We start from the raw sequence: 25,352 nt of genomic DNA, 5'->3' as shown, positions 1-25,352 counted from the left end.
TTTTACAGCAACGGGCTGAAGAAGTAAAACAGTCGCTCGGCGACACGTTGCCATAATGGACGTTTTAGCCATAAACGGGCATCGAGCAGACGAGAACGCGAAATATAATCGTCCTGAACGGCGGCGAGGTCAGCACCAAACCCTTTATCGTCGATTGCCAGGGTAATCTCGAAATTCAGCCACAGACTACGCATATCAAGGTTAACGGTACCAACCAGACTTAATTCGCCATCGACCAGCACGCTCTTGGTATGCAATAACCCGCCTTCAAACTGATAAATTTTAACCCCAGCAGCCAGCAGTTCCGTAAAGAACGCGCGACTGGCCCAGCCAACCAGCATTGAATCATTTTTTCGCGGAAGGATAATACTGACATCCACCCCGCGCTGCGCCGCCGTGCAAATCGCATGAAGTAAATCATCGCTGGGCACAAAGTAGGGCGTCGTCATGATCAAATATTCACGTGCCGAATAAGCCGCAGTCAGTAATGCCTGGTGAATGAGATCTTCCGGAAAGCCGGGGCCAGAAGCAATTGTGTGAATGGTGTGACCGCTGGCCTGCTCAAACGGCATAATATTGACATCTGGTGGTGGCGGCAGAATACGTTTCCCGGTTTCAATTTCCCAGTCGCAGGAATAAATAATCCCCATCGCGGTAGCGATGGGACCTTCCATACGCGCCATCAGATCAATCCATTGCCCTACGCCCGCATCTTGTTTGAAGTAGCGAGGGTCGACCATATTCATGCTGCCGGTGTACGCGATGTAATTATCGATCATGATCATCTTGCGATGTTGGCGCAGGTCCATACGGCGTAAAAACACACGCATCAGATTGACCTTTAAGGCTTCGACCACTTCAATACCGGCATTACGCATTAGCTCGGGCCAGGGGCTGCGGAAAAAAGCCACACTCCCGGCGGAGTCGAGCATCAATCGGCAGTGAATGCCGCGTCGCGCAGCGGCCATTAATGATTCAGCCACCTGGTCCGCCATGCCGCCGGGCTGCCAGATATAAAACACCATCTCAATATTATGGCGCGCGAGCTGGATGTCGCGGATTAACGCCTGCATCACATCATCTGACTCGGTCATCAGTTGTAGCTGATTCCCTTTGACCCCTGCGATCCCCTGACGACGCTCGCAAAGCTTGAATAATGGCGCAGCGACACTGCTATTTTCTTCGGCGAAGATATGCTTACAGGCTTTAAGGTCGTTAAGCCATTTTGCGGTGGAAGGCCACATCGCTCTGGCGCGCTCAGCGCGGCGTTTGCCTAAATGGAGCTCGCCAACGGCAAGATAGGCAATAATTCCGACTAACGGCAGAATGTAAATAATCAACAGCCAGGCCATCGCGGAGGGAACTGCGCGTCGTTTCATTAGAATGCGTAAAGTTACGCCTGCAATGAGCAACCAGTATCCCAGAATGGCCAACCAACTCACCAACGTATAAACGGTTGTCATAGATTAGAAATCCTTTTGAAAGCGCATTGTTATGAGTTTACGCATATGGATTCATCTGGCAAATAAAAACGCGGGAAAAGCACTGGTCAGCGTCGGGGGCGGGGGTATAATGACCATTCTGTTATTGCATAGAGTAGTTAACATGAAGCGGAGTAGAACGGAAGTGGGGCGCTGGCGCATGCAGCGTCAGGCTAGCCGACGTAAATCGCGTTGGCTTGAGGGGCAATCGCGCCGAAATATGCGTATCCACAGCATCAGGAAGTGCATTCTAAACAAACAGCGTAACTCGTTATTGTTTGCGATCTACAATATCTAAATGTACTGGGCACCATTGCGGTGCCCAATAAGTTTACTCTTCCGTCTTTAAACTCTATTTTTGCGCCGATTCTTTACTGTCAGCTTTCGTTTCTTGTTCATCGTTATCGCTGAAAATGCCATGACCGGAGTTCAACAACATTGAAACGAGCATATCATTATTAATCTCTTCACCATTTAAAACTCGCGCCAGAATTTCGCTGCCAAACAGTTGCGGCGAGAGAATGATATCCGGATGTACCATCTTAATCTTATTCAGGTTTTTGCTATCACTGACGGCGAGAACTGTTTTGACATCACTGCTCATATCTTTTGCCGAGAGTACAACAAACGCGTTATCTGCATCGTTATCACTCAGCGCCAGAATGGCCCGGCAACGATCGATTCCCGCTTTCTTCAAGACTGAACTGTCATTACTGTCACCGGGGATAACATCAGCGTTATCGCCTAAGCGTTGCTCAAGTTGCTTGATATCATCTTCAGGCAAGTTGCTGATAACCGTTACGTTTTGTCCGCGTTGATTCAGTTGCAGGATCGTATTGATGGCGAGAATCGAATGTCCGCAAACAATAAAATGATCTTTACGATGCATTGTATGATTGTTTCCTTTTACAAGTTTGTTGAATCCCCCGCGGATAAGCGGACCAAAAATTGAGGTCATAGAGGTGGCAAAAACGGTAATGCCGGAAATAATGACCGAAATAGTGAACAATCGTGCTGATTCAGAAACAGGGACAATATCGCCATAGCCGACGGTTGACATGGTTTCTATCGAAAAATAGAACGCGGTCATCAAACTTTCTATTCGCGGATTAAAACCTTCGCTTAAATAAAGCGCACCGTAGGTGGAGTAAAACAGTAACGTCGTGAAACTAATAAATGCGAAAATTGTCCCGGCTGCGGCGCTACTGTGGGAGAAGTCTTTGCGCAGTATCAGCAAAAACACCAGCGTAAAAATGCAAAATCCAATACTAAATTTCAGCCAGGGATAAAAATGCAGGGTGTAAATTAGCGCTATCAACAACAAAATGATACTGATTGCCCATGCGAGCTTTGCCCGGAACAGTAAGCCAATGGAGTTCAGGACAAGAAAGACGCCGAGCATAAAGAGTGGGGCGTTTGCCAGCAAGGAGAGATCCAACTCTGAAAATGCTTTGATATGGAAAATATCTAGCAAATTGACCGACATACCATAGATTGTTTTAAAAATAAGCAATCCATTTAAAAAGACGGCCAGCGCGAGAATGTCGTGCCGTAGGGTCACCCATAAATTAGTTGCTGTTTGTTTGAATGTAGCCCAGTGACTCACTGATACCTCTGTAACCACAATTTTGTTTAATTATCTGAGCGTGCACATTTTCTGAACATACATGCAGCGCGTGAATGTGTTAAACAATAGTAGATGACTTTATCCGCAGTAATCAAAGGTTTTGAGTGAGCAACTCTGCGTCAGGAAAGGGCATTTTTCCTGAATATGCTTACATCATATAAAGAAATACAGATAAAGTTATTATCTGCTTGTGGGGGTGAATGCACTGACCGACCTATAAGGAAAGGCCAAACAAGAACACGGTTGCAAAAACCGTGCCCTTAAATATTGAATCTCTATTCAGAACACTTTCTTAAATGGTTTCACTGAAACGTGTTCATAGACTCCTGCCGCTACGTACGGGTCAGCATCGGCCCAGGCCTGAGCTGCTTCCAGCGATTCAAATTCAGCAATAACGGTTGAGCCAGTAAATCCCGCAGCCCCTGGATCGTTACTGTCTACCGCTGGCATTGGACCAGCTGTCAACAAACGACCTTCATCATGCAGTAACTGTAAACGTGCTAAATGTGCCGGACGAACGGAAAGGCGTTTTTCGAGGCTATCAGCTTTGTCTTGAGCGTAAATAACATACAACACGGGCACAACTCCTTGTTCGGGAAAGTTGTAAAGTACGTTATTTGAAAGGGCGAAGATCTGCAACGGAAAGATGATGTCTTTGTTAAGACCATGCATAAAGTAAGGTCAATTACGCCAAAAATGACATTTTCACTGATCCTGATCGTCTTGCCTTATTGAATATGATTGCTATTTGCATTTAAAATCGAGGCCTGGTTTTTCTACTGAAATGATTATGACTTCAATGACCCTTGATTTACCTCGCCGCTTCCCCTGGCCGACGTTACTTTCGGTCTGCATTCATGGTGCTGTTGTGGCGGGTCTGCTCTATACCTCGGTACATCAGGTTATTGAACTACCTGCGCCTGCGCAGCCAATTTCTGTCACGATGGTTGCGCCTGCGGATCTCGAACCGCCACAAGCCGTTCAGCCGCCACCGGAGCCGGTGGTAGAGCCAGAACCGGAACCTGAGCCGATCCCCGAACCGCCAAAAGAAGCACCGGTGGTCATTGAAAAGCCGAAGCCGAAACCTAAGCCAAAACCGAAGCCGGTGAAAAAGGTACAGGAACAGCCAAAACGCGATGTCAAACCCGTAGAGTCGCGTCCGGCATCACCGTTTGAAAATACGGCGCCCGCGCGCCCGACATCAAGTACGGCGACGGCTGCAACCAGCAAGCCGGTTACCAGTGTGGCTTCAGGACCACGCGCATTAAGCCGTAATCAGCCGCAGTATCCGGCACGAGCACAGGCATTGCGCATTGAAGGGCAGGTTAAAGTTAAATTTGACGTCACGCCGGATGGTCGCGTGGATAACGTACAAATCCTCTCAGCCAAGCCTGCGAATATGTTTGAGCGTGAGGTGAAAAATGCGATGCGCAGATGGCGTTATGAGCCGGGTAAGCCAGGCAGTGGGATTGTGGTGAATATCCTGTTTAAAATTAACGGCACCACCGAAATTCAGTAAGCATAAAGTCAAAAGCCTCCGACCGGAGGCTTTTGATTATTACTCAACAGGTAAGGCGCGAGGTTTTCCTTCAGGATCAACCGCGACATACTTAAATAATGCTTCTGTCGCTTTATAGCGTTGCCCAATGGGTTCAGACGCGACTTTTTTCACCCACACTTCAATATTAATGCTAACCGATGTCGTCCCTTTCTGGACACAGCGTGCATAGCAGCACACCACATCGCCGACCGCAACCGGTCGTAAGAAAGTCATTCCTTCAACCCGCACGGTCACTACGCGACCGTGGGCAATTTCTTTCGCCAGAATAGCGCCGCCAATATCCATTTGTGACATTAACCAACCACCAAAGATGTCACCATTGGCATTGGTATCGGCGGGCATGGCTAAAGTACGTAAAACAAGATCGCCCTGAGGGACGTTATGTGTTGTAGACATGGTAAAACCGACTTAAAAGGAAAATCACAGGCGCGATGCTACTATGATTTTCCTGAGGAGAACAGAGGAGATACAGCGCCAGCCCCGAAGGACTGGCAGTCTGGTTAGGATTTATCTTCCTGCGGCATGTGGCGGTAGATATAGATACCGCTTAACAATGTGAAGATTAAGGTAAGGGCGGTCAGGCCAAAGACTTTAAAGTTGACCCAAATATTTTGCGGCAGCCAGAATGCGATGTAGATGTTTGCCAGACCGCAAAGGATAAAGAAAACAGCCCAGGCCAGATTCAGCTTCGACCATACCGGTTGCGGCAGCGTGAGTTCTTTACCCAGCATCCGCTGAATTAGCGGCTTTTTCATCACCCATTGGCTGACTAACAGGGCACCCGCAAACAGGGCATAAATGACAGTAACCTTCCATTTAATAAACTCATCATTGTGGAAGAACAGGGTCAAGCCACCGAAGACGACCACCAGAACAAAAGTGATCAGGGCCATCTTCTCAACCTTACGAAAGCGAACCCAGCTATATATAAGCACAAGCGCCGTGGCGACGATCAGCGCCGCAGTAGCCGCATAGATGTCATAAATCTTGTAAAACGCGAAAAAGACAACCAGCGGTAAAAAATCAAGAAACTGCTTCATTTTACGATTCCGTAATCAAATGCTTAAGGTTATTGGCGAATCAACATATACAGGCGGAACAGATAGATGAGCAGTATGGCTGAAATCAGGTTGCTCAAGGTGTTCGCAAGTACGGCACCAATTTCCGGGGTTAATGCGGCAAAAGAAGAGGCAAAAAGCAGCAACAGTGTTTTTGCCAGCAACCAGCTCAGTACTGCGGGTGCCACCAGACGCATATTCGCCCAAGTCAGCCGCATACTGCTACGCATCGAGGCAAAAACGCCCATTTTGTCCTGTACCAACATCACCGGTGCCAGGGCCAGTAAAATGGCCATGATAATTCCCGGAACGACCACCAGCATGATGCCAATCTGTACTAAAAGGGTAGTCAGAAAAATCAGAATAAATAACTTTGGCAATATCGGCGCACTGGCACCAATAGCTCGCAGCGTACTGACTCTCTGACCCGCAGACACCAGCTGGATAATTAATATTACGCCTCCGGCGAGAATGGCGTTACCGATTAATCCTGAAAAAGTGGACGCCGCTGAAGCCTGCAGCAAAATTTGTTGCTGTTCCGGTGACATATTCTGAACCAGGTCGAACAACCCACTACTGCCGCTAACGGGCACGCCGTCATTGAGCTGCGCAAGCTGTGCATCACTGGGTGAGAAAACATGCCCTAACACCACTGTGATAAACGCACATAGCAACGATACCAACAGAATGGTCATAAATTGATTACGGAAGAAATTTCCGGTGTCACGGTATACGGACTGCGCCGTGATAGACATGCACTCTCCTTGAGTTTTATGCAGGTGTTAATTAGCGGGCAATTGTACCCTGGTTAAGCCTCGGGTGGCAGCATCAGGTCTTGTATGGAAAAGCATATCTTTGTAAAGCGGAGGTAATTGCTGGCCTTCAGGCGTGGGCAAACCGCGGCAAGTGGCGAACGAGTTAATATTTGCGTAGCGAAAATATTTAAAAATTGATTTAAATCACATTAACCAGGATTCTCAATGCAACTTCTAAATTAATCCAGATCAATAAATGGTGAATTATCATATGTAATGTGATCTATGTAGGATCATTTGTTACTCCAATGTAGGTATATTCGTCACGTTTTTATAACCATAACGACGGAGCGGATATGAAAAAGTTAACAGTGGCGGCTTTGGCAGTAACAACTCTTCTCTCTGGCAGTGCCTATGCGCATGAAGCAGGCGAATTTTTTATGCGTGCAGGGTCTGCAACCGTACGTCCAACAGAAGGTGCTGGTGGTACGTTAGGAAGTCTGGGTGGATTCAGCGTGACCAATAACACGCAACTGGGCCTGACGTTTACTTATATGGCGACCGATAACATTGGTGTGGAATTGCTGGCAGCGACGCCGTTCCGCCATAAAATCGGCACCCGGGCGACCGGCGATATTGCAACCGTTCATCATCTGCCGCCAACACTGATGGCGCAGTGGTATTTTGGTGATGCCAGCAGCAAATTCCGTCCTTACGTTGGTGCAGGTATTAACTACACCACCTTCTTTGATAATGGATTTAACGATCATGGCAAAGAGGCGGGGCTTTCCGATCTCAGTCTTAAAGACTCCTGGGGAGCTGCCGGGCAGGTGGGGGTTGATTATCTGATTAACCGTGACTGGTTGGTTAACATGTCAGTGTGGTACATGGATATTGATACCACCGCCAATTATAAACTGGGCGGTGCACAGCAACACGATAGCGTACGCCTCGATCCGTGGGTGTTTATGTTCTCAGCAGGATATCGTTTTTAATTCCGCACAAAAACGACCCCGTAATATACGGGGTCAATAAGGACATGGTATAAAGGGTATTATTTCTTCGCTTCTACGCCATCAGTTTCAGAGCGAATTAAAAATTTCTCAGTTGTTTGCGGAATATGCTGAATCAGCCAGTCGGCCATTTCTTTTTCCTCATTTAAAATCGCTTCGATGGTTGGAATTGAAGCTGTATCACCGGCATTTTTTGCTGCTGCTAATAGTGAGGTGTAACAGGCGATTTCAAATTGCTCGAAGACATATCCGCTAATAGAGCCTTTGACTATTTCATCAGAAGGGAATATACCACCGATTGACTGCCCAAGCGCAGCCATTTTACTCATGGAATCTTTAATGACTGAACGTGAAATGTCATTACGATCAAGAATAGTTTCCAGTTGAACAATCTGGTTTTTGGTTTCACTAAGATGTTGTTCAATACGAGCGCGTAGTTCAGGATAATTATCTATACGACTAGCCATGGATTCAAGCATAGATTCGGCTTGCTTTTCCATTGCGTGGGCGTCACGTAACCAGTCATGATAATGTTCAATACGATTCATGAAAATGTCCTCTTTATAAAATGACTAAAAGTTAAAGTTCATATTTCAGGCTTTATTTTCGGCTTTCTTATTTACGTTATTAAGTGCCAGATCAGTCAGTTTGATGTCGGTGGCCTTTTCTTCTTCAAGAGTTTCTTTCAGAAGCTTCGCTGCTTTACGGTAACCTAATTGTTCAGCCAGCGTCGCTAATGTCCCGTAACTGGCGATCTCATAGTGCTCGACTTTCTGCGCTGCGGCAATCAGTGCGGCATCACGCACTTCGTTTTTCTCGGTGCTTTCGATAACCTCATTAGCTTCTTCAATGAGACCTTCCATTGCCACACATTTCATGCGCTTAATTTTCAGGTTCGATTCAGATTCCACAACTTGATCAATACGTTCAATCTGTCCATGAGTTTCCTCGAGGTGCGCATGAAAAGCCTGACTTAATTTTTCGTTTGATGTTGCTCTTGCGAGTTTTGCCAGTGCCCGGGTTAATTGTTTTTCTGCGCTGTAGGTATCTGAAAGCAGGTGAATAAATACATCTTCAATGGTCTTCATATTCATATTTTTCTCCAGTGAAATCACTGCGAGCCATACGGCCCGCAGATGCAATTATCTTTATCAGCTGATATTAATAATTAACGGTGAATCAGGATTTGCCTGATTTATTACCACCGCTTTGTTGACCGCCTTTTTTACCCGCTTCAGATGCGCGTTGCGGATCATTTTTAAAATTACCGCCGCTATGCTGACCGCCTTTACGGCCAGCGTCGGATGCCTTTTCACGGTCTTCGGCGAAATTTCCTGAACCACCACGATGTTCGGCCATGTTATTTCTCCCGTTGCGTTGCATTGTTTCATTAATATGAGTGTTGTGTGTCGACACTCATTAAAATTAGTCGCTAATGAAAATTAGTCAAATTAAGCGCAACGAGAAGAAAGAGGGAAAATATATTATGAGGAACATTCTGGATATATTAACAATTGCCTGAGGAATAAGTGACTTAGAGAAAATTATTGACTTTACTGGTGTTATGTTGCGGGATTAATTTGTTTGATTATATTACTGTTGGGCTGAAAAAAGACGTAAGTTTACGTTCGACAGGGGTAAGCGAAACGGTAAAAAGATAAATAATAAATGAATTTAGGATTTTTCCAGCTTCGTTAAAGACAGTTAAAATGCCGCCAGCGGAACTGGCGGCTGTGGGATTAGCTGCGCGTCGCCGCTTTCATCGGTTGTACAAAAGCTTTCAGTGCCGCCAGCATTTTCTCTGGCTCATTAATATGTTGCTCGATGATTTTAACGATGGCCGAACCAGAAATCGCGCCCGCAGCTCCTGCATCAATCGCTGCTTTTACCTGATCCGGGGCGGAAATACCAAAGCCCTGCAATGGAGGCGCAGCATTGTATTCTTTCAGCTTCGTGACCAGATGATTGAGGGGTAACGCGGCGCGGTTTTCTGCGCCGGTCACGCCCGCACGTGACAATAAATAGGTGTATCCACGACCGTAGGAGGCTATCTGGCGCAGCAAATCATCGTCGGCATTCGGCGGGCAAATAAAGATAGGTGCGACATTATGACGCAACGCGGCCTGGCGGAAGGGCGCGGACTCTTCCACTGGCACATCGGCAACCAGCACCGAATCGACGCCGACTTTCTCGCACTGGGCATAAAACTCATCAATGCCTTTGTTAAACACCAGGTTGGCATACATCAAAAGGCCGATGGGAATGGTCGGGTGCTTCTGGCGAATCAGTGCCAGCATCTCAAAGCACTGTGCCGGGGTCACACCTGCCGCAAAGGCACGCAGTGTGGCGTTTTGAATCGTCGGGCCATCCGCCAGTGGGTCGGAGAAGGGGATACCTAACTCCAGCGCGTCAGCACCGGCTTCAATTAGCGTGTCGATAATTTTCAGCGACTGCTCAATGCCCGGATCACCGAGCGTGACGAAAGGAACGAATGCGCCTTCTTTGCGCTCCTTCAACTGGGCAAACAGAGATTCGTAGCGTTCCATCAGATTTCCCCTCGAGCTTTCAAAATATCGTGAACGGTGAAGATGTCTTTATCGCCGCGACCGGAAAGGTTAACCACCAGTAGCTGCTCTTTTTCCGGGTTTTCGCGCATCATTTTCAGCGCATGGGCCAGGGCGTGGGAGGACTCCAGCGCCGGGATGATCCCTTCGTGCAGGCAGAGCGTTTTGAAGGCTTCCAGTGCTTCATCATCGGTAATTGACACGTAATCAGCGCGTCCAGTGCTGTTAAGATACGCGTGTTGTGGGCCGACAGACGGGAAATCCAGTCCGGCGGAGATGGAGTAAGATTCTTCAATCTGCCCGTCTTCGGTTTGCATCATCGGCGCTTTCATACCGAAATAGATGCCCACACGACCATGTTTTAACGGTGCGCCGTGCTCGCCAGTTTCGATACCGTGACCGCCAGGCTCCACACCAATCAGGCCGACGTCGGTTTCGTTGATGAAATCAGCAAACATGCCGATGGCATTCGAACCGCCGCCAACACAGGCGATAACCGCATCCGGCAGGCGACCTTCTCTTTCCAGAATCTGCGCTTTCGTTTCTTCGCCAATCATCCGCTGAAACTCACGCACAATGGTCGGGTAAGGATGCGGGCCAGCCGCGGTGCCCAGCATATAGTGCGCGGTTTCATAACTGCCGGACCAGTCGCGTAGCGCCTCATTACAGGCATCTTTCAGCGTCGCGGAACCGCTATGCACCGGGATCACTTCCGCACCCATTAAGCGCATACGAAAAACGTTAGGCGACTGGCGCTCGACGTCTTTGGCACCCATATAAATGCGACATTTCAGGCCGAGCAGGGCGCTGGCAAGGGCCGACGCCACGCCATGCTGACCGGCTCCGGTTTCGGCGATGATTTCCGTTTTACCCATCCGCTTCGCCAGCAAAGCCTGGCCGAGCACCTGGTTGGTTTTATGCGCGCCGCCGTGCAGCAAATCTTCGCGCTTGAGATACAGCGTGGTGTTAGTGCCAGCCGTAATGTTCTGGCATTTGGTGAGTGCGGTTGGACGCCCGGCATAGTTTTTCAGCAGGTCGTTGAACTGAGCCTGAAATTCAGGATCTTTTTGCGCGCTGACAAAAGCTTCTTCCAGCTGGCGCAGAGCAGGCATCAGGATTTGTGGCACGTACATGCCGCCAAACTCACCAAAATACGGGTTAAGTAATGTTGTCATTGTTCCTTTCCTTAATATGCGCGCAGCGTCTGGAAAACCGAGGCCAAAAGACGTGCGTCTTTGATGCCCGGTTGCGACTCTACAGCAGAATTAAAATCAAGTCCGGCGCAGCCGGTTTGTGCCGCTTCCACGCAGTTATCTGCGCCTAAGCCCCCCGCCAGCAGAACGTTGCCAAGCGATTGACCGTTTAACAGTGACCAGTCGAAACGTTGACCGCTTCCACCCTGGCCGTTGTCTAAAACATATTTATCAACGTGCTGAAGCTCGCGGGCGGGCAGGGTTTCACCGACGCTTAATGCTTTCCAGATGGCAACGTGTGCTGGCAGAGCTTCACGCAGCGTATCGATATACAGCTGATCTTCATTACCATGCAGTTGCACTGCCGCCAGCGATAACACCTTAGCTTTGTCCACCACATCGGCAATATCGTGATTGCGGAACACGCCAACATACTGCAACGGTGCCGCAGCCATCACTTCCTGCGCCTGTTCAACGTTGACGCAACGCGGTGACGTTGTAACAAAAATCAACCCACCGTAAATCGCGCCCGCGTCATAAGCGGCTCTAGCATCTTGCCCACGCGTCAGGCCACATACTTTATTCTCACCCAGCAACACCCGGCGCACGGCGGCGTTCAAATCGTCATGGGCCATCAACGCCGAACCAATCAGAAAACCGTTAGCGAAGTGGCTTAACTCGCGCACCTGAGCGTAAGTATTGATGCCGGATTCGCTGATTACCGTCACGTTGTGCCCCAGTTTCGGCGCAAGCTCGCGGGTACGGTTGAGATCAATCGACAAATCACGTAGATCGCGGTTGTTGATGCCAACGACCTTTGCCCCCAATGCAATGGCGCGCTCCAGTTCCTCTTCATTACTGACTTCGGTAAGCACGCCCATCTCCAGACTGTGGGCGACGGCGGCAAGGTGGCGATATTGTTCGTCATCCAGTACTGAAAGCATTAATAAGCAGGCATCGGCCTGGTAATAGCGCGCCAGATAGATCTGGTAAGGGTCGATAATGAAGTCTTTACATAAAATCGGCTGCGGGGCGATTTGGCTGACGATTGGGAGGAAATCAAAGCTCCCCTGAAAATATTTCTCATCAGTCAGCACCGAAATTGCCGAAGCGTAATGTTTATAAATGGCGGCAATGCGTGCCGGATCGAAATCATCACGGATCACGCCTTTTGACGGCGAGGCTTTCTTGCACTCAAGAATAAACGCCGTGCGTGCACCCTGTAGCGCATCATAAAAATGTCGCGTGCTCGGCTGAATCTCATTCTGAAAACTGGCCAGCGGTTGCTGCTGTTTGCGGGTTTCTACCCAAATCGCCTTGTCTGCGACGATTTTCGCTAAAACGGTTTGCATCATTTACCCTCGTGCCGCCAGTGCGGTGACTCTGTCGTAAGCGGAACCACTGCGCAGTACCTCAAGAACAGTTTGCGCATTGGCTTGCAGATCTTCATGGCCATGCAGGCGCATTAACATGGCGACATTCGCCGCGACGGCTGCTTCATGGGCGGCGTCGCCTTTACCTTGTAACAAGCGTGTTAAAATGTCACGGTTTTCTTCCGGTGTTCCACCTGCCAGTTGCTCCTGGTGGTAGGGGGTCAGGCCAAAATCTTCAGCGGTCAATTGATAGCTCTTAATTTCGCCGTCATGCAGTTCGGCAACGATTGTCGGCGCGTGTAATGAAACTTCATCCATCCCGCCGCTGTGCACCACTGCCGCGCGTTGATACCCCAGCACGCGCAAGGTTTCGGCAATCGGTAGCACCAGTTCCGGACTATAAACACCAATTAACGCCAGCGGAGGATGCGCCGGGTTAATCAGTGGCCCCAGCACGTTGAACAGGGTGCGGGTTTTCAGTTGCTGGCGAACCGGCATCGCGTGGCGAAATCCGGTGTGATATTTCGGCGCAAAGAGGAAACAGACGCCTAACTCATCCAGCGCCTGGCGCGATTTATCGGCGTTCATATCAAGATTAATACCGAATGCCGCCAGCAGATCCGACGAACCGGATTTACTGGAGACACTACGGTTGCCGTGTTTCGCCACTTTCAGCCCACAGGCCGCGGCGACAAACGCACTGGCGGTAGAAATATTGATACTGTTGCTGCCGTCACCACCGGTGCCGACGATATCGGCAAACAGATAATCCGGGCGCGGGAATGGCGCAGCATTTTCCAGAAGGGCAGTTGCTGCCCCGGCGATTTCGTTCGGGTGCTCGCCGCGAATTTTCATGCTCACCAGCGCCGCCGCGAGCTGTTCTGGCTTCAGCTCGCCACGCACCACCGCTGAAAACAGCTGGTGGCTTTCTTGCTGGCTAAGCGTCTGCGCCTGATACAGTTTTTCCAGAATCGGTTGCAGCGTGTTAGTCGGTTCCAGTTTCTGCTGCGCCCAGGCCAATGTTTGTTCCAGCAGGCGAGCGCCCTGGGTAGTAAGAATGGATTCCGGATGGAACTGGAATCCACAAACGCGATCTGCATCGTGACGCACCGCCATCACCATGCCATTAAAATGGGCGTTGATGGTTAAACCGGCCGGAATGTTACTGCCAACCAGCGAGTGATAACGCGCCACTGGCAGCGGGTTTGTTAATCCGGCAAACATCGCCTGACCGTCATGTTCAATGCTGGAGGCTTTACCGTGAAGAATTTCGCCCGCTTGACCGACATACCCCCCATAAGCTTCGACAATCGCCTGATGACCGAGGCAAATGCCAATAATTGGCAGCTTGCCGCGCAGGCGGGTGAGGAGTTCCGGCATACAACCGGCTTCACTTGGCACACCGGGGCCAGGAGAAAGCATCAGCACCGGATTGCTCATTGTCGCCAGGCGTTCAATTAAGGTCTGCGCCGGAATATGGTTGCGGTAAATCACCACGTTATGACCATTGCTGCGCAACTGATCTGCCAGGTTGTAAGTAAAAGAGTCGATATTATCGAGCAGCAGAATGTCAGCCATCAGAACGTCTCCTGTGCATGATGCGCGGTGGCAATAGCGCGCAGTACAGCGCGGGCTTTATTACGGGTTTCGTCGGCTTCCGACTGCGGAACAGAATCAAGTACCACGCCAGCACCGGCTTGCACGGTGGCGATACCGTTTTCCACCAGCGCCGAGCGGATCACAATGCAGGTGTCGAGATCGCCATGCGCGGTGAAATAACCTACCGCGCCGCCGTAGCTGCCGCGGCGACGACCTTCCGCCTCGGCAATTAACTGCATAGCGCGTACTTTCGGCGCACCGCTTAACGTCCCCATATTCATACAGGCGCGGTAAGCGTGCAGGGCGTCGAGATCGTGGCGCAGCTCACCGACCACGCGGGAGACCAGGTGCATCACGTAAGAGTAACGGTCAACTTTGGTGAGATCGGCGACGTAGCGGCTGCCGGGGGTGCAAATGCGTGCCAGATCATTACGGGCGAGATCCACCAGCATCAGATGTTCAGAAAGCTCTTTATGATCGGTACGCATTTCCAGTTCGATGCGGCTGTCGAGGTCTCTGTCCAGCGAGCCATCGGCGCGACGACCGCGCGGGCGTGTTCCGGCAATCGGGTAGATCTCAATCTGGCGGCTGGTGGCGTCATACTTGAGCGAACTTTCCGGCGACGCGCCAAACAGGGTGAAATCATTATCCTGCATAAAAAACATGTACGGGCTGGGATTACTCTTTTTCAGCACGTAATAGGCCGCCAGCGGTGACGGGCAGGGCAGAGAGAAACGGCGAGATGGCACCACCTGGAAAATTTCTCCAGCGCGAATCGCTTTTTGCAACAAACGCACTACGCCACCGAACTCTTCATCGCTCTGATTACATTCACAACGCATATGCGGCACGGAAACCACCGGCAGCGGTGGCGCGGCTTCGGTCAGCTGCTGGCGAAGATCGTTCAGGCGAGCAGTGAGACGTTGTTTTTCTTCTTCATTCGGAGCAAACAGGCTGGCCTGAATGCGGGTGCTTTTTTTCTGATGGTCAATCACCATCAGCGTTTCTGCGAGATAAAAGCAGAAATCAGGACAGTTATTTTCCGCTGCCAGTTGCGGTAAATCTTCAAATCCCGCCACAAGGTCATAAGAGAACAGGCCGCCGAAGAACATGGCTTCTCGTTCTTCCTTCGGTACATTCAACAGATTCTGCAATAAACGGAAAGCGTCAAAAACAGAAAGGGAGCATAAGCGGGCGTCTTCATCCAGCAGTGGACTGACAGGGGGGAAGCGCAGCACACGGCAGTTTGGTGATTGTTCACTTTCCACACCCGCAGGCAGGGCGTTATCCAGTAGTGCCAGCAGGGCTTCGCCATTGCCGGAAAGTGCCTGAATTGTGACAGTGTCACCTAATGCTGTAATGCGCAGCGCACTGTCTATCAGCAGCAGGCTTTTTAAATCATCTTTGCTGTCGATATCTGCGGATTCCAGCAGCAGCGTTGCTGGACGATTCCCACACAACTGGTGAAAAAGCGCAGTCGGGTTGTCGCGATAAGTGCCTTCGCAGGTTAGCAGTTCGAGAGTCGGTTTTTGTGTTTGCATTGTTATTCTCTAATTTTGTTCAAAAAAAAGCCCGCTCATTAGGCGGGCTGGGTATCTGATTGCTTTACGCATGGTGAATACACTGCCCGTTTCAGGAAGTGCGCCACCAACCTTTCAGTACGAAAATTGCTTTCATTGTCGATACCCTTTTTACGTGAACTTGCGTACTAGTTAACTAGTTCGATGATTAATTGTCAACAGCTCATTTCAGAATATTTGCCAGAACCGTTATGATGTCGGCGCAAAAAACATTATCCAGAACGGGAGTGCGCCTTGAGCGACACGAATTACGCAGTGATTTACGACCTGCACAGCCATACCACAGCTTCCGATGGCTGCCTGACGCCAGAAGCATTGGTGCACCGTGCAGTCGAGATGCGCGTCGGCACCCTGGCGATCACCGACCATGACACCACAGCTGCAATCTCACCAGCAAGAGAGGAAATTTCACGTTCGGGACTGGCGCTGAATCTTATTCCCGGCGTGGAAATTTCCACGGTCTGGGAAAATCATGAAATTCATATTGTCGGGCTGAATATTGATATTACTCATCCGCTAATGTGTGAGTTCCTCGCGCAGCAGACAGAACGGCGCAATCAGCGGGCGCAGCTGATTGCTGAAAGACTTGAAAAAGCGCAAATACCTGGGGCGCTGGAAGGCGCGCAACGACTGGCGCAGGGCGGTGCGGTGACGCGCGGTCATTTTGCGCGTTTCCTTGTGGAGTGCGGCAAAGCCAGTTCAATGGCGGATGTCTTTAAAAAATATCTGGCGCGCGGGAAAACCGGATACGTTCCGCCACAGTGGTGTACAATAGAACAAGCTATTGATGTCATTCATCATTCTGGCGGTAAGGCGGTGCTAGCTCATCCTGGGCGGTACAATCTTAGTGCTAAATGGCTGAAAAGATTGGTTGCGCATTTTGCCGAACACCACGGCGACGCGATGGAAGTCGCGCAGTGCCAGCAATCGCCCAATGAACGCACCCAGCTGGCCACACTTGCGCGTCAGCATCATTTATGGGCATCACAAGGATCTGATTTTCATCAGCCGTGCCCGTGGATTGAACTGGGTCGTAAACTCTGGCTGCCTGCAGGCGTTGAAGGCGTCTGGCAGCTATGGGAACAGCCGCAGAACACCACAGAGAGGGAATTATGAGCCAGTTTTTTTATATTCATCCTGATAACCCGCAGCAACGTCTGATCAACCAGGCGGTGGAGATCGTGCGTAAAGGCGGGGTGATTGTTTATCCAACTGATTCCGGCTATGCGCTCGGCTGTAAAATTGAAGATAAAAACGCCATGGAGCGTATTTGTCGTATTCGCCAGCTGCCGGACGGTCACAACTTTACCCTGATGTGTCGCGATCTTTCTGAGCTCTCGACCTATTCATTCGTGGATAACGTTGCGTTTCGTTTAATGAAAAACAACACGCCGGGCAACTACACCTTCATCCTGAAAGGGACGAAGGAGGTGCCACGCCGTCTGTTGCAGGAAAAACGCAAAACCATCGGTATGCGTGTGCCTTCTAACCCGATTGCGCAGGCGCTGCTTGAAGCATTGGGCGAACCGATGCTTTCCACATCACTGATGCTGCCAGGTAGCGAATTTACCGAATCCGATCCGGAAGAAATTAAAGACCGTCTGGAAAAACAGGTAGATTTGATTATTCACGGCGGCTATCTCGGGCAGAAACCAACAACGGTTATTGATCTTACTGATGATACGCCGGTCGTGGTGCGTGAAGGCGTAGGTGATGTGAAGCCTTTCTTATAACAAATTGCGTTCCACGGATGGAAGACTATGGCAGGGAAGTTTCGCTGCATTTTGCTGTTGATAGCAGGGCTGTTTGTATCATCTCTAAGTTATGCAGAAAACACGGAGATCCCTTCTTATGAAGAAGGGATCTCGCTCTTTGATGTTGAAGCCACCCTGCAACTGGATGGGGTGCTCGACATCAAAGAGAACATTCATTTTCAGGCGCGAAATCAGCAGATTAAGCACGGATTTTATCGTGATTTACCACGACTATGGATGCAGCCTGATGGTGACGCTGCACTGCTGAACTATCATATTGTTGGCGTCACCCGTGATGGTGTTCCTGAACCCTGGCATCTTGACTGGCATATCGGTTTAATGAGTATTGTCGTGGGCGATAAACAACGTTTCTTGCCTCAAGGTGACTATCATTATCAAATTCATTATCAGGTTAAAAATGCTTTCCTGCGTGAGGGAGATTCTGATCTGTTAATCTGGAACGTGACCGGTAACAAGTGGCCGTTTGAAATTTATAAGACCCGATTTTCTCTCCAGATCTCTAATATTGCGGGTAATCCATTTAGCGAAATTGATCTCTTTACCGGAGAAGAGGGCGACACATATCGAAATGGCCGCATCCTTGAGGACGGAAGAATTGAATCCCGCGATCCGTTTTATCGTGAAGACTTCACGGTCCTCTATCGCTGGCCTCACGCTTTACTTAGCAATGCCCCGGCTCTACAAACGACGAATATTTTCAGCCATCTTCTTTTACCCTCCACGTCATCGTTGTTAATTTGGTTTCCGTGTCTGCTCATGGTTTGTGGATGGTTATATCTCTGGAAGCGCAGGCCGCAATTTACGCCGGTAGATGTGATTGAAACCGATGTCATTCCGCCAGATTACACGCCCGGCATGTTACGTCTCGATGCGAAGCTGGTTTACGACGATAAAGGTTTTTGTGCCGATATCGTAAATCTGATTGTGAAAGGCAAAATTCATCTGGAAGATCAGTATGACAAGAACCAGCAAATCCTGATTCGTGTTAATGAAGGCGCGACCAGAAATAATGCGGTATTACTGCCCGCAGAGCAGTTATTACTGGAAGCGTTATTTCGTAAAGGCGATAAGGTCGTTCTTACGGGGAGACGCAACAGAGTGTTACGCAGGGCATTTTTACGGATGCAGAAATTTTATCTGCCGCGTAAAAAGTCTTCGTTTTACCGACCTGATGCGTTTTTGCAATGGGGCGGAATGGCAATATTGGCGGTCATTCTCTACGGTAACCTGAGTCCCGTAGGCTGGGCAGGAATGAGTCTGGTGGGCGATATGTTTATTATGATCTGCTGGCTTCTTCCTTTTTTATTTTGTTCCCTTGAGCTTTTGTTTGCCCGCGATGATGACAAGCCTTGCGTTAATCGTGTAATCATCACTTTGTTTTTACCACTGATTTGTTCAGGTGTGGCCTTCTATTCTCTCTATATCAATGTCGGAGATGTATTCTTTTACTGGTATATGCCAGCGGGTTATTTTAGCGCTGTTGTCCTGACCGGTTATCTCACTGGCATGGGGTATATTTTTCTGCCAAAGTTTACCCAAACTGGGCAGCAACGTTATGCCCACGGTGAAGCTATCGTTAACTATCTTGCGCGTAAAGAGGCGGCAACACACAGTGGGCGGCGGCGGAAAGGGGAAACACGGAAACTGGATTACGCGTTGTTAGGTTGGGCGGTCTCGGCAAACCTTGGTAGAGAATGGGCAGAACGTATCACCCCATCACTCACAGCGGCTGTTAGCGCCCCGGAAATTGCCCGTAGTGGCGTTTTATTCTCATTGCAGACGCACCTGAGTTGCGGGGCCTATACCAGTTTGTTGGGGCGAAGCTATTCCGGTGGTGGTGCTGGCGGCGGTGCGGGTGGCGGAGGCGGTGGTGGTTGGTAACCAAATCGACGTTAATCGAAACAAGCTTTAACCATAAAGATAGTGTAGTATGTTGCGCCTCAAAGCCAGGCCGATAAACGTCGAGTCGTTTACTTAAGGCCTGAAGAGTTCAAACAGACTTTACTATCAGTGAGTCAGATGTCAGTTCTGACTCACTGTTGCACAAAAGCATATCAGACGCCTGGGAAGGCGACACCAAAAGGAAGCTCTATGAGCGAAAAGCTACAGAAAGTGCTGGCGCGTGCCGGCCACGGTTCTCGCCGTGAAATCGAATCTATTATTGAAGCCGGTCGTGTGAGTGTTGATGGCAAAATTGCTAAACTCGGCGATCGCGTTGAAGTTACCCCTGGATTGAAAATCCGTATCGATGGTCACCTTATTTCGGTACGTGAGTCCGCTGAACAAATTTGTCGCGTTCTGGCCTATTACAAACCGGAAGGTGAGTTGTGTACCCGTAACGATCCGGAAGGGCGTCCAACGGTGTTTGACCGTCTGCCAAAGCTGCGCGGTGCGCGCTGGATTGCCGTGGGTCGTCTGGACGTTAATACCTGCGGTCTGCTGCTGTTTACCACCGACGGTGAACTGGCAAACCGCTTAATGCATCCAAGCCGTGAAGTTGAACGTGAATATGCCGTGCGTGTATTTGGTCAGGTTGACGACGCGAAACTGCGTGATTTGAGTCGTGGCGTGCAGTTGGAAGATGGTCCGGCAGCCTTTAAAACCATCAAGTTCAGCGGCGGCGAAGGGATCAACCAGTGGTACAACGTTACTCTGACCGAAGGCCGTAACCGTGAAGTTCGTCGTCTTTGGGAAGCGGTTGGTGTGCAGGTAAGCCGCCTGATCCGTGTTCGTTACGGTGATATCCCACTGCCGAAAGGTCTGCCACGCGGTGGCTGGACGGAGCTGGACCTCGCCCAGACTAACTATCTGCGCGAACTGGTGGAGCTACCGCCAGAAACCAGCTCTAAAGTCGCTGTAGAAAAAGACCGTCGTCGTATGAAGGCGAATCAGATTCGTCGAGCGGTTAAGCGTCACAGTCAGGTGAGCGGCGGTCGTCGTTCTGGTGGACGTAATAATAACGGTTAATTTAAGATAAGTATAAAATAAAGGCCCTGCGGGGCCTTTTCTTCATTTGAAGCATGATAAATAGTCGCAGTATTTTAATTTAATTTCATACTTGCTTATGAATAATACCCGGAAATAGCCACATTACTATTTAATTATCTGAGATAAACTCAACGTCAAGAGGTGGGTTATGATTAGATATAGTGGAATATTTCTATCGCTGTTAATGCTTTCAGGTTGTGCAACTGAAGCATTGAAAAACGAACAAGCTGAAACTGTTATTACTGCGGGTAACAAAGCAGTAGCGGCGAATGCAAGTTTCTTTAAACAATACTATGCTTCTCGTGAAAACTTCCTTGTTAATTTCTACGCGACTAATCCGGATTGTGCTCTGCGACCTGATTATACCATTGATATAGGCGGTGATGGGAATGGCGGAAAATTATGCCAGCGTTCAGGGCCAAATACAAAACAAGTACAATTAGTCCCTTTCGAGAAAGAAAAATTACTGGCTTCAATGGAAGTCATTAATAGCATGAGCGCTTATGTGGAACTTCTGACAAAGGATATGGCAACTACGGAAAGTCAGCAAGTGGCATTACTTAAACAGGCTCTGGATCACGCAAACAACGCACAAACACTACTTGGTGTTTCACATAGCAAAGATTTAGCTCAATCTGCAGCAGCGGTTAAAGATTTGGTAAATTATTTCAATGAGTTATATATAATTAAAGTCAATTCTGGAAAAATAGGCAAAACGGCAGATGAAAACTGGGTAAGACTTATAAAGAACATGGCGGTTTTGCGCAATGATATTTATACAAAAAGCAATAAGATTGAAAATTATACCTTTGCGAATGTGCATGATAATATGTTTTATTATAATACAGCATCTAAAAACTCTAAGAATACAGAGTTTAACACTCTGAAAAACAGGAAGGAGTTTCTAAGTTCAGTAATCAATGTGAATGAAACCAGACTACAGGCATCGGCACCTGCCATGCCTGCGATTGAGGCTTTAAATGCCTTTATAGATAAGGGTGATTATCTAAAAAGCTTATACGTTAATAAAACACGCACGGCAGCTGAACAAAAAAGATTAAATGAAATATTACGCGCACAGGTCATTAGTGGGTTAAAGGCGTCTGAGGGGCTGGCAAAATTACTTATTGCCAGCGGAATAATGTTATAGGAGGCTTTTTATGAACGATGTGCAAAACCGTAGAATACTGGCATTACTTGATATGCTGTATAATACTTTGGGTAATAAAACCACATGTAATGTTTGTCATAAATATTTTATCCATATCCTCACAGTTATGAACAACCTGACGATTAACTATGGTACTGAAACTTCGCCAGAGTTAGCCGGGATAAATTATGACGATGCTAATGCGTTAATTACTGAACTGATATTATTTATTGAAGATGTTGACGCTGAGAATCATGAAGCATATCCGGGACATTTGAATGAGATTACACGTATTCTGAATTTCGCTATTGCCGCTTGAATATAATCATGATTAAAGCACCTCAAGAGGCTTCTTTTGAGGTGCTTTCACTTAGTAGTCAATCCCTATCTGCGCTTTTACACCGGCATCAAACGCATGTTTCACGGGGCGTAATTCACTTACCGTATCCGCCAGTTCAAGTATATCCCGATGACAACCACGACCCGTAATAATGACGGTTTGCTGATGTGGACGTTCATTTAACGCCTTCACCACTTCTTCAAGTGGCAAATAATCATACGCCACCATATAAGTCAGCTCATCGAGCAAAACCATATCCAGTGAAGGATCGGCCAGCATTCGTTTGGCATGTTGCCAGACTTCACGGCAGGCCGCGGTATCAGATTCGCGATTTTGTGTATCCCAGGTAAAGCCCGTTGCCATCACCTGAAACTCAACGCCATGTGGCTCCAGTAGATTGCGCTCGCCATTAGGCCAGGTGCCTTTAATAAACTGCACGATACCCACTTTTTTGCCATGGCCTACTGCACGAGTTGCCGTACCAAATGCCGCGGTGGTTTTGCCTTTTCCATTGCCGGTAAAAACGATGATAATACCGCGTTCATCCTGGGCCTGGGCCACACGAGCATCGACTTTTTCTTTCACTCGCTGCTGACGCTGTTGGTAGCGTTCATCACTCATTGGGAAATTCCTGGTTTACGGCCCGGTTGGGCGTCAAAGGTCATGCCGGTTTTACGGCGGCTGTCATCGCCCATCAGCCAGAGGTAGAGCGGCATGATATCAGCGGGTGTTTTAAGTTTCTGTGGATCTTCGGTCGGGAAGGCGCTGGCCCGCATTGCGGTGCGCGTACCGCCTGGGTTAATGCAGTTGACGCGCAGGCGCTGCTGATATTCATCGGCCAGTACCTGCATCATCCCTTCGGTGGCAAATTTCGACGCTGCATATGCGCCCCAGTTGGCTCGTCCCTGACGTCCAACGCTTGATGAAGTAAAGACCAGTGAACCGGCGTCCGATTTGAGTAATAAAGGAAGCAGTGCCTGGGTGAGCATAAAGGTGGCATTAACGTTGACCTGCATGACGTCCTGCCAGACCTGCGGATTTTGTTCGCTCATTGGGCAAACATCGCCGAGCAATCCGGCATTATGCAAAACACCATCCAGACGCGGATAATTAACGGCAATGCGCTGTGCCAGTTGTTGGCAATCTTCGGACGTGCAGGTCAGCAAATCGAGAATAAACCACTGTGGCTGACGTCCAGTTTCTTCGTTTATGTGGCTGGCTACCTGACGTAATTTTTCTTCATTACGGCCCAACAGAATCACTGTCGCACCATAGCGTGCATACGTCATCGCGGCTTCACGGCCAATACCATCGCTGGCTCCCGTCACCAGGATAATGCGATCATTGAGTAAATCTTGTTTTGGCTGGTAATGCATGGCTACTCCTCAACGACGTTGTCTGTCGCGCTGCCAGTGTACTTTATGACTTTGGGGCTTTATGCCTGAAACAGAAGGGCATTTCAATCAGCCTGGGGCGATAACACCGCAAAATGGATACTTTGTCATACTTTCGCTGCAATAACATCTCTGCGAGACGGCTTAACATGCCTGTTGTAAACTGTGAGCCAAAGCGTTGTTTAACCAAGGTGGGGACTCGTGGAATTGTTGTCTGAATATGGTTTGTTTTTGGCGAAAATCGTTACCGTTGTGCTAGCGATTGCGGCGATTGCCGCCATTATTGTCAATGTTGCTCAACGTAATAAACGCCAGCGTGGCGAGTTACGGGTCAACAATATCAGCGAACAGTATAAGGAGATGAAAGAAGAACTGGCTGCGGCGCTGATGGACACTCATCAGCAAAAACAGTGGCACAAAACGCAGAAGAAAAAGCACAAACAAGAAGCGAAAGCAGCAAAAGCGAAAGCCAAACTGGGCGAGGTGGCAACTGACAGTAAACCTCGCGTCTGGGTGCTGGATTTTAAAGGCAGCATGGACGCCCATGAAGTGAACTCGCTACGTGAAGAGATAACGGCGGTACTCGCAGCATTCAAACCGCAGGATCAGGTTGTGCTACGTCTGGAAAGCCCTGGTGGCATGGTGCATGGTTACGGGCTGGCGGCTTCGCAGCTGCAGCGTCTGCGTGATAAAAACATTCCTTTAACTGTTACGGTAGACAAAGTTGCTGCCAGTGGCGGTTACATGATGGCCTGTGTGGCAGACAAAATTGTTTCCGCACCGTTTGCTATTGTGGGTTCTATTGGCGTGGTGGCGCAAATGCCCAACTTTAACCGCTTCCTGAAAAGCAAAGATATTGATATCGAACTGCACACCGCCGGGCAGTATAAGCGCACGCTGACGTTGCTGGGTGAAAATACCGAAGAAGGGCGGGAGAAATTCCGCGAAGAGCTGAACGAAACGCATCAGTTATTTAAAGATTTTGTGAAGCGTATGCGTCCGTCTCTGGATATTGAACAGGTGGCAACGGGTGAACACTGGTACGGACAACAGGCGGTAGAGAAAGGCCTGGTTGATGAAATCAACACCAGTGATGAAGTTATTCTTAGCCTGATGGAAGGCCGTGAAGTGGTCAATGTACGCTATATGCAGCGTAAACGACTCATTGACCGATTCACCGGCAGCGCGGCAGAGAGCGCCGATCGATTGTTGCTACGCTGGTGGCAGCGGGGTCAAAAGCCATTGATGTAAAAGACAAACGCGAGGCTAAGACCTCGCGTTTTGCTTTAATCAACCAGGTGATATTTTTCTGAAAGCACATGGGCCAGGTGTTTGAACATATTAAACACCGCGGTGCTTTTGGCTGTTGGCAATCCTTGTTCATCTAAAAAGTAGTCGCCGGTAAATACCAGCACGCCATTACGCTGCGTGACGCCGGTGGCTTCAATCCCTGCGAGCGTATCCTCATGCTCACGAATGATTTTGTTGGCCTCTTTCAACAGCGTCTCGCGGTCGATGGGTTGTGTCTCTTTGTTCATTATTTACTCCTTAAACAAGGACATTAGTCTACGCCAGGCATGGCTTGCAGACAAATATACCACGCTGGTGGCAAGAGCGCCTTACTGGCAACTTTGGATTTTGCATGCTAATAAAGTTGCGTATCGGATTTTATCAGGTACAGTGTGACGCTTTCGTCAATCTGGCAATAGATTTGCTTGACATTCGACCAAAATTCCGTCGTGCTATAGCGCCTGTAGGCCAAGACCTGTTAACTCAGTCACCTGAATTTTCGTGAACAGAGTCACGACAAGGGGTTGATATCCGCAGAGAGCGAGTCCATATCGGTAACTCGTTGCCAGTGGAAGGTTTATCAACGTGCGACGCATTCCTGGAAGAATCAA

28 protein-coding genes, 1 pseudogene and 1 other annotated feature are annotated in these 25,352 nt (G+C 49.0%); of the genes and pseudogenes, 10 read left to right on the top strand and 19 right to left on the bottom strand.

All coding sequences use genetic code 11. The annotated features are described in order from the left end of the window. Window positions 1-2 precede the first annotated feature (2 nt). Window positions 3-1,463, bottom strand: a complete 1,461-nt coding sequence (cls, locus tag ACJHYD_RS14955; RefSeq protein WP_000214516.1) for a cardiolipin synthase — start codon at window positions 1,461-1,463, stop codon at window positions 3-5. A 142-nt stretch (window positions 1,464-1,605) separates the two neighbouring features. Between cls and ACJHYD_RS14950 the strand changes: the two genes are divergently transcribed. Then, window positions 1,606-1,779 (top strand): YciY family protein, encoded by a 174-nt coding sequence (locus ACJHYD_RS14950; protein WP_001309467.1) that lies wholly within the window; start codon window positions 1,606-1,608, stop codon window positions 1,777-1,779. Between the two features lie 54 nt (window positions 1,780-1,833). On the opposite strand, the gene kch is transcribed toward ACJHYD_RS14950, so the two are convergent. Both kch and ACJHYD_RS14940 read right to left on the bottom strand, forming a co-directional pair. Then, entirely contained in the window at window positions 1,834-3,087 is a 1,254-nt protein-coding gene (gene kch / locus ACJHYD_RS14945; RefSeq protein ID WP_000020078.1) for a voltage-gated potassium channel protein, read from the bottom strand. Between the two features lie 300 nt (window positions 3,088-3,387). After that, on the bottom strand, window positions 3,388-3,684 hold the full coding sequence (locus ACJHYD_RS14940; RefSeq protein ID WP_000967595.1) for a YciI family protein: 297 nt from the start codon (window positions 3,682-3,684) through the stop codon (window positions 3,388-3,390). A gap of 223 nt (window positions 3,685-3,907) precedes the next feature. Between ACJHYD_RS14940 and tonB the strand changes: the two genes are divergently transcribed. Next, window positions 3,908-4,627, top strand: a complete 720-nt coding sequence (gene tonB, locus ACJHYD_RS14935; protein WP_000171276.1) for a TonB system transport protein TonB — start codon at window positions 3,908-3,910, stop codon at window positions 4,625-4,627. Between the two features lie 39 nt (window positions 4,628-4,666). On the opposite strand, the gene yciA is transcribed toward tonB, so the two are convergent. The 4 genes and pseudogenes from yciA to ACJHYD_RS14915 form a co-directional block, all read right to left on the bottom strand. Further along, the gene (yciA, locus tag ACJHYD_RS14930) at window positions 4,667-5,065 is read right to left on the bottom strand and encodes an acyl-CoA thioester hydrolase YciA (protein WP_000108160.1); all 399 of its coding nucleotides are present in this window, start codon (window positions 5,063-5,065) and stop codon (window positions 4,667-4,669) included. 104 nt (window positions 5,066-5,169) lie between these two features. Then, the gene (locus ACJHYD_RS14925; RefSeq protein ID WP_001551005.1) at window positions 5,170-5,709 is read right to left on the bottom strand and encodes a septation protein A; all 540 of its coding nucleotides are present in this window, start codon (window positions 5,707-5,709) and stop codon (window positions 5,170-5,172) included. 29 nt (window positions 5,710-5,738) lie between these two features. Beyond that, entirely contained in the window at window positions 5,739-6,482 is a 744-nt protein-coding gene (locus ACJHYD_RS14920; RefSeq protein WP_001541851.1) for a YciC family protein, read from the bottom strand. 27 nt (window positions 6,483-6,509) lie between these two features. Then, window positions 6,510-6,599: pseudogene (locus ACJHYD_RS14915) on the bottom strand (YkgJ family cysteine cluster protein); the annotation flags it as partial. Window positions 6,600-6,838: 239 nt separating this feature from the next. Here ACJHYD_RS14915 and ompW point away from each other — a divergent pair. Next, entirely contained in the window at window positions 6,839-7,477 is a 639-nt protein-coding gene (gene ompW, locus ACJHYD_RS14910) for an outer membrane protein OmpW (protein ID WP_000737245.1), read from the top strand. 59 nt (window positions 7,478-7,536) lie between these two features. On the opposite strand, the gene ACJHYD_RS14905 is transcribed toward ompW, so the two are convergent. The 9 genes from ACJHYD_RS14905 to trpL form a co-directional block, all read right to left on the bottom strand. Then, complete coding sequence (locus tag ACJHYD_RS14905) at window positions 7,537-8,043, bottom strand: ferritin-like domain-containing protein (protein WP_001079500.1); 507 nt, start codon at window positions 8,041-8,043, stop codon at window positions 7,537-7,539. A gap of 45 nt (window positions 8,044-8,088) precedes the next feature. Continuing rightward, window positions 8,089-8,589: a ferritin-like domain-containing protein gene (locus ACJHYD_RS14900; RefSeq protein ID WP_001056491.1), complete on the bottom strand. Its 501-nt coding sequence runs from the start codon at window positions 8,587-8,589 to the stop codon at window positions 8,089-8,091. A gap of 85 nt (window positions 8,590-8,674) precedes the next feature. Further along, window positions 8,675-8,854, bottom strand: coding sequence for a general stress protein (locus ACJHYD_RS14895; protein WP_000807651.1), 180 nt, complete (start codon window positions 8,852-8,854; stop codon window positions 8,675-8,677). Window positions 8,855-9,234: 380 nt separating this feature from the next. Continuing rightward, on the bottom strand, window positions 9,235-10,041 hold the full coding sequence (gene trpA / locus ACJHYD_RS14890) for a tryptophan synthase subunit alpha (protein ID WP_000443071.1): 807 nt from the start codon (window positions 10,039-10,041) through the stop codon (window positions 9,235-9,237). After that, window positions 10,041-11,234 (bottom strand): tryptophan synthase subunit beta, encoded by a 1,194-nt coding sequence (gene trpB, locus ACJHYD_RS14885; protein WP_000209513.1) that lies wholly within the window; start codon window positions 11,232-11,234, stop codon window positions 10,041-10,043. Before trpB ends, trpA begins: the two co-directional genes overlap by 1 nt. Before the next feature lie 11 nt (window positions 11,235-11,245). Further along, entirely contained in the window at window positions 11,246-12,607 is a 1,362-nt protein-coding gene (gene trpCF / locus ACJHYD_RS14880; protein ID WP_023063657.1) for a bifunctional indole-3-glycerol-phosphate synthase TrpC/phosphoribosylanthranilate isomerase TrpF, read from the bottom strand. Next, a complete protein-coding gene (trpD, locus tag ACJHYD_RS14875) occupies window positions 12,608-14,203 on the bottom strand; it encodes a bifunctional anthranilate synthase glutamate amidotransferase component TrpG/anthranilate phosphoribosyltransferase TrpD (protein ID WP_000763524.1) in 1,596 nt (531 codons plus the stop codon). It lies immediately after the preceding gene. Then, window positions 14,203-15,765 carry an anthranilate synthase component I gene (gene trpE, locus ACJHYD_RS14870; protein WP_001551009.1) on the bottom strand — a complete coding sequence of 521 codons (1,563 nt, stop codon included), beginning with the start codon at window positions 15,763-15,765 and terminating at the stop codon, window positions 14,203-14,205. The genes trpD and trpE overlap by 1 nt, the downstream gene beginning before the upstream one ends. 21 nt (window positions 15,766-15,786) lie before the next feature. Next, window positions 15,787-15,880, bottom strand: a sequence feature (Trp leader region). Beyond that, the gene (gene trpL / locus ACJHYD_RS14865) at window positions 15,857-15,901 is read right to left on the bottom strand and encodes a trp operon leader peptide (RefSeq protein ID WP_001700591.1); all 45 of its coding nucleotides are present in this window, start codon (window positions 15,899-15,901) and stop codon (window positions 15,857-15,859) included. It overlaps the preceding feature by 24 nt. Before the next feature lie 137 nt (window positions 15,902-16,038). Here trpL and rnm point away from each other — a divergent pair, with 137 nt between their 5' ends. The 6 genes from rnm (at window position 16,039) to ACJHYD_RS14835 (ending at window position 22,036) form a co-directional block, all read left to right on the top strand. Continuing rightward, window positions 16,039-16,920: an RNase RNM gene (gene rnm, locus ACJHYD_RS14860; protein WP_001285692.1), complete on the top strand. Its 882-nt coding sequence runs from the start codon at window positions 16,039-16,041 to the stop codon at window positions 16,918-16,920. Beyond that, complete coding sequence (locus tag ACJHYD_RS14855; RefSeq protein WP_001295575.1) at window positions 16,917-17,537, top strand: L-threonylcarbamoyladenylate synthase; 621 nt, start codon at window positions 16,917-16,919, stop codon at window positions 17,535-17,537. Before rnm ends, ACJHYD_RS14855 begins: the two co-directional genes overlap by 4 nt. Window positions 17,538-17,564: 27 nt before the next feature. Further along, on the top strand, window positions 17,565-19,460 hold the full coding sequence (locus tag ACJHYD_RS14850) for a DUF2207 domain-containing protein (protein WP_001551010.1): 1,896 nt from the start codon (window positions 17,565-17,567) through the stop codon (window positions 19,458-19,460). 210 nt (window positions 19,461-19,670) lie between these two features. Further along, window positions 19,671-20,546: a 23S rRNA pseudouridine(2605) synthase RluB gene (gene rluB, locus ACJHYD_RS14845; protein WP_001291217.1), complete on the top strand. Its 876-nt coding sequence runs from the start codon at window positions 19,671-19,673 to the stop codon at window positions 20,544-20,546. A 169-nt stretch (window positions 20,547-20,715) separates the two neighbouring features. Beyond that, window positions 20,716-21,717, top strand: coding sequence for a hypothetical protein (locus ACJHYD_RS14840; RefSeq protein WP_000622026.1), 1,002 nt, complete (start codon window positions 20,716-20,718; stop codon window positions 21,715-21,717). 10 nt (window positions 21,718-21,727) lie between these two features. Further along, complete coding sequence (locus tag ACJHYD_RS14835) at window positions 21,728-22,036, top strand: hypothetical protein (protein ID WP_001000710.1); 309 nt, start codon at window positions 21,728-21,730, stop codon at window positions 22,034-22,036. A 51-nt stretch (window positions 22,037-22,087) separates the two neighbouring features. On the opposite strand, the gene cobO is transcribed toward ACJHYD_RS14835, so the two are convergent. Then, entirely contained in the window at window positions 22,088-22,678 is a 591-nt protein-coding gene (gene cobO, locus ACJHYD_RS14830) for a cob(I)yrinic acid a,c-diamide adenosyltransferase (protein WP_001278881.1), read from the bottom strand. Further along, window positions 22,675-23,433 (bottom strand): YciK family oxidoreductase, encoded by a 759-nt coding sequence (locus ACJHYD_RS14825; RefSeq protein ID WP_000559277.1) that lies wholly within the window; start codon window positions 23,431-23,433, stop codon window positions 22,675-22,677. The genes cobO and ACJHYD_RS14825 overlap by 4 nt, the downstream gene beginning before the upstream one ends. A 219-nt stretch (window positions 23,434-23,652) precedes the next feature. Between ACJHYD_RS14825 and sohB the strand changes: the two genes are divergently transcribed. After that, on the top strand, window positions 23,653-24,702 hold the full coding sequence (gene sohB, locus ACJHYD_RS14820) for a protease SohB (RefSeq protein WP_001523120.1): 1,050 nt from the start codon (window positions 23,653-23,655) through the stop codon (window positions 24,700-24,702). A gap of 35 nt (window positions 24,703-24,737) precedes the next feature. Here sohB and ACJHYD_RS14815 read toward each other — a convergent pair whose 3' ends face one another. Continuing rightward, on the bottom strand, window positions 24,738-24,989 hold the full coding sequence (locus ACJHYD_RS14815; protein WP_001031530.1) for a YciN family protein: 252 nt from the start codon (window positions 24,987-24,989) through the stop codon (window positions 24,738-24,740). Between the last annotated feature and the right edge of the window lie 363 nt (window positions 24,990-25,352).

Origin of the sequence: Escherichia sp. WS1368, from assembly GCF_046487485.1 — a bacterium.
Lineage (GTDB): Bacteria > Pseudomonadota > Gammaproteobacteria > Enterobacterales > Enterobacteriaceae > Escherichia > Escherichia coli.
The sequence above is the reverse complement of the archived record's forward strand: the minus strand, read 5'-3'. Positions and strand labels throughout refer to the sequence as shown.

What these genes read in the sequence shown, in the direction of transcription:
- cls (WP_000214516.1), bottom strand. Translation starts at nt 1,463, where the DNA reads ATGACAACCGTTTATACGTTGGTGAGTTGGTTGGCCATTCTGGGATAC.
- ACJHYD_RS14950 (WP_001309467.1), top strand. Translation starts at nt 1,606, where the DNA reads ATGAAGCGGAGTAGAACGGAAGTGGGGCGCTGGCGCATGCAGCGTCAG.
- tonB (WP_000171276.1), top strand. Translation starts at nt 3,908, where the DNA reads ATGACCCTTGATTTACCTCGCCGCTTCCCCTGGCCGACGTTACTTTCG.
- yciA (WP_000108160.1), bottom strand. Translation starts at nt 5,065, where the DNA reads ATGTCTACAACACATAACGTCCCTCAGGGCGATCTTGTTTTACGTACT.
- ACJHYD_RS14925 (WP_001551005.1), bottom strand. Translation starts at nt 5,709, where the DNA reads ATGAAGCAGTTTCTTGATTTTTTACCGCTGGTTGTCTTTTTCGCGTTT.
- ACJHYD_RS14920 (WP_001541851.1), bottom strand. Translation starts at nt 6,482, where the DNA reads ATGTCTATCACGGCGCAGTCCGTATACCGTGACACCGGAAATTTCTTC.
- ompW (WP_000737245.1), top strand. Translation starts at nt 6,839, where the DNA reads ATGAAAAAGTTAACAGTGGCGGCTTTGGCAGTAACAACTCTTCTCTCT.
- ACJHYD_RS14905 (WP_001079500.1), bottom strand. Translation starts at nt 8,043, where the DNA reads ATGAATCGTATTGAACATTATCATGACTGGTTACGTGACGCCCACGCA.
- ACJHYD_RS14900 (WP_001056491.1), bottom strand. Translation starts at nt 8,589, where the DNA reads ATGAATATGAAGACCATTGAAGATGTATTTATTCACCTGCTTTCAGAT.
- ACJHYD_RS14895 (WP_000807651.1), bottom strand. Translation starts at nt 8,854, where the DNA reads ATGGCCGAACATCGTGGTGGTTCAGGAAATTTCGCCGAAGACCGTGAA.
- trpA (WP_000443071.1), bottom strand. Translation starts at nt 10,041, where the DNA reads ATGGAACGCTACGAATCTCTGTTTGCCCAGTTGAAGGAGCGCAAAGAA.
- trpB (WP_000209513.1), bottom strand. Translation starts at nt 11,234, where the DNA reads ATGACAACATTACTTAACCCGTATTTTGGTGAGTTTGGCGGCATGTAC.
- trpCF (WP_023063657.1), bottom strand. Translation starts at nt 12,607, where the DNA reads ATGATGCAAACCGTTTTAGCGAAAATCGTCGCAGACAAGGCGATTTGG.
- trpD (WP_000763524.1), bottom strand. Translation starts at nt 14,203, where the DNA reads ATGGCTGACATTCTGCTGCTCGATAATATCGACTCTTTTACTTACAAC.
- trpE (WP_001551009.1), bottom strand. Translation starts at nt 15,765, where the DNA reads ATGCAAACACAAAAACCGACTCTCGAACTGCTAACCTGCGAAGGCACT.
- ACJHYD_RS14855 (WP_001295575.1), top strand. Translation starts at nt 16,917, where the DNA reads ATGAGCCAGTTTTTTTATATTCATCCTGATAACCCGCAGCAACGTCTG.
- ACJHYD_RS14850 (WP_001551010.1), top strand. Translation starts at nt 17,565, where the DNA reads ATGGCAGGGAAGTTTCGCTGCATTTTGCTGTTGATAGCAGGGCTGTTT.
- rluB (WP_001291217.1), top strand. Translation starts at nt 19,671, where the DNA reads ATGAGCGAAAAGCTACAGAAAGTGCTGGCGCGTGCCGGCCACGGTTCT.
- ACJHYD_RS14840 (WP_000622026.1), top strand. Translation starts at nt 20,716, where the DNA reads ATGATTAGATATAGTGGAATATTTCTATCGCTGTTAATGCTTTCAGGT.
- ACJHYD_RS14835 (WP_001000710.1), top strand. Translation starts at nt 21,728, where the DNA reads ATGAACGATGTGCAAAACCGTAGAATACTGGCATTACTTGATATGCTG.
- cobO (WP_001278881.1), bottom strand. Translation starts at nt 22,678, where the DNA reads ATGAGTGATGAACGCTACCAACAGCGTCAGCAGCGAGTGAAAGAAAAA.
- ACJHYD_RS14825 (WP_000559277.1), bottom strand. Translation starts at nt 23,433, where the DNA reads ATGCATTACCAGCCAAAACAAGATTTACTCAATGATCGCATTATCCTG.
- ACJHYD_RS14815 (WP_001031530.1), bottom strand. Translation starts at nt 24,989, where the DNA reads ATGAACAAAGAGACACAACCCATCGACCGCGAGACGCTGTTGAAAGAG.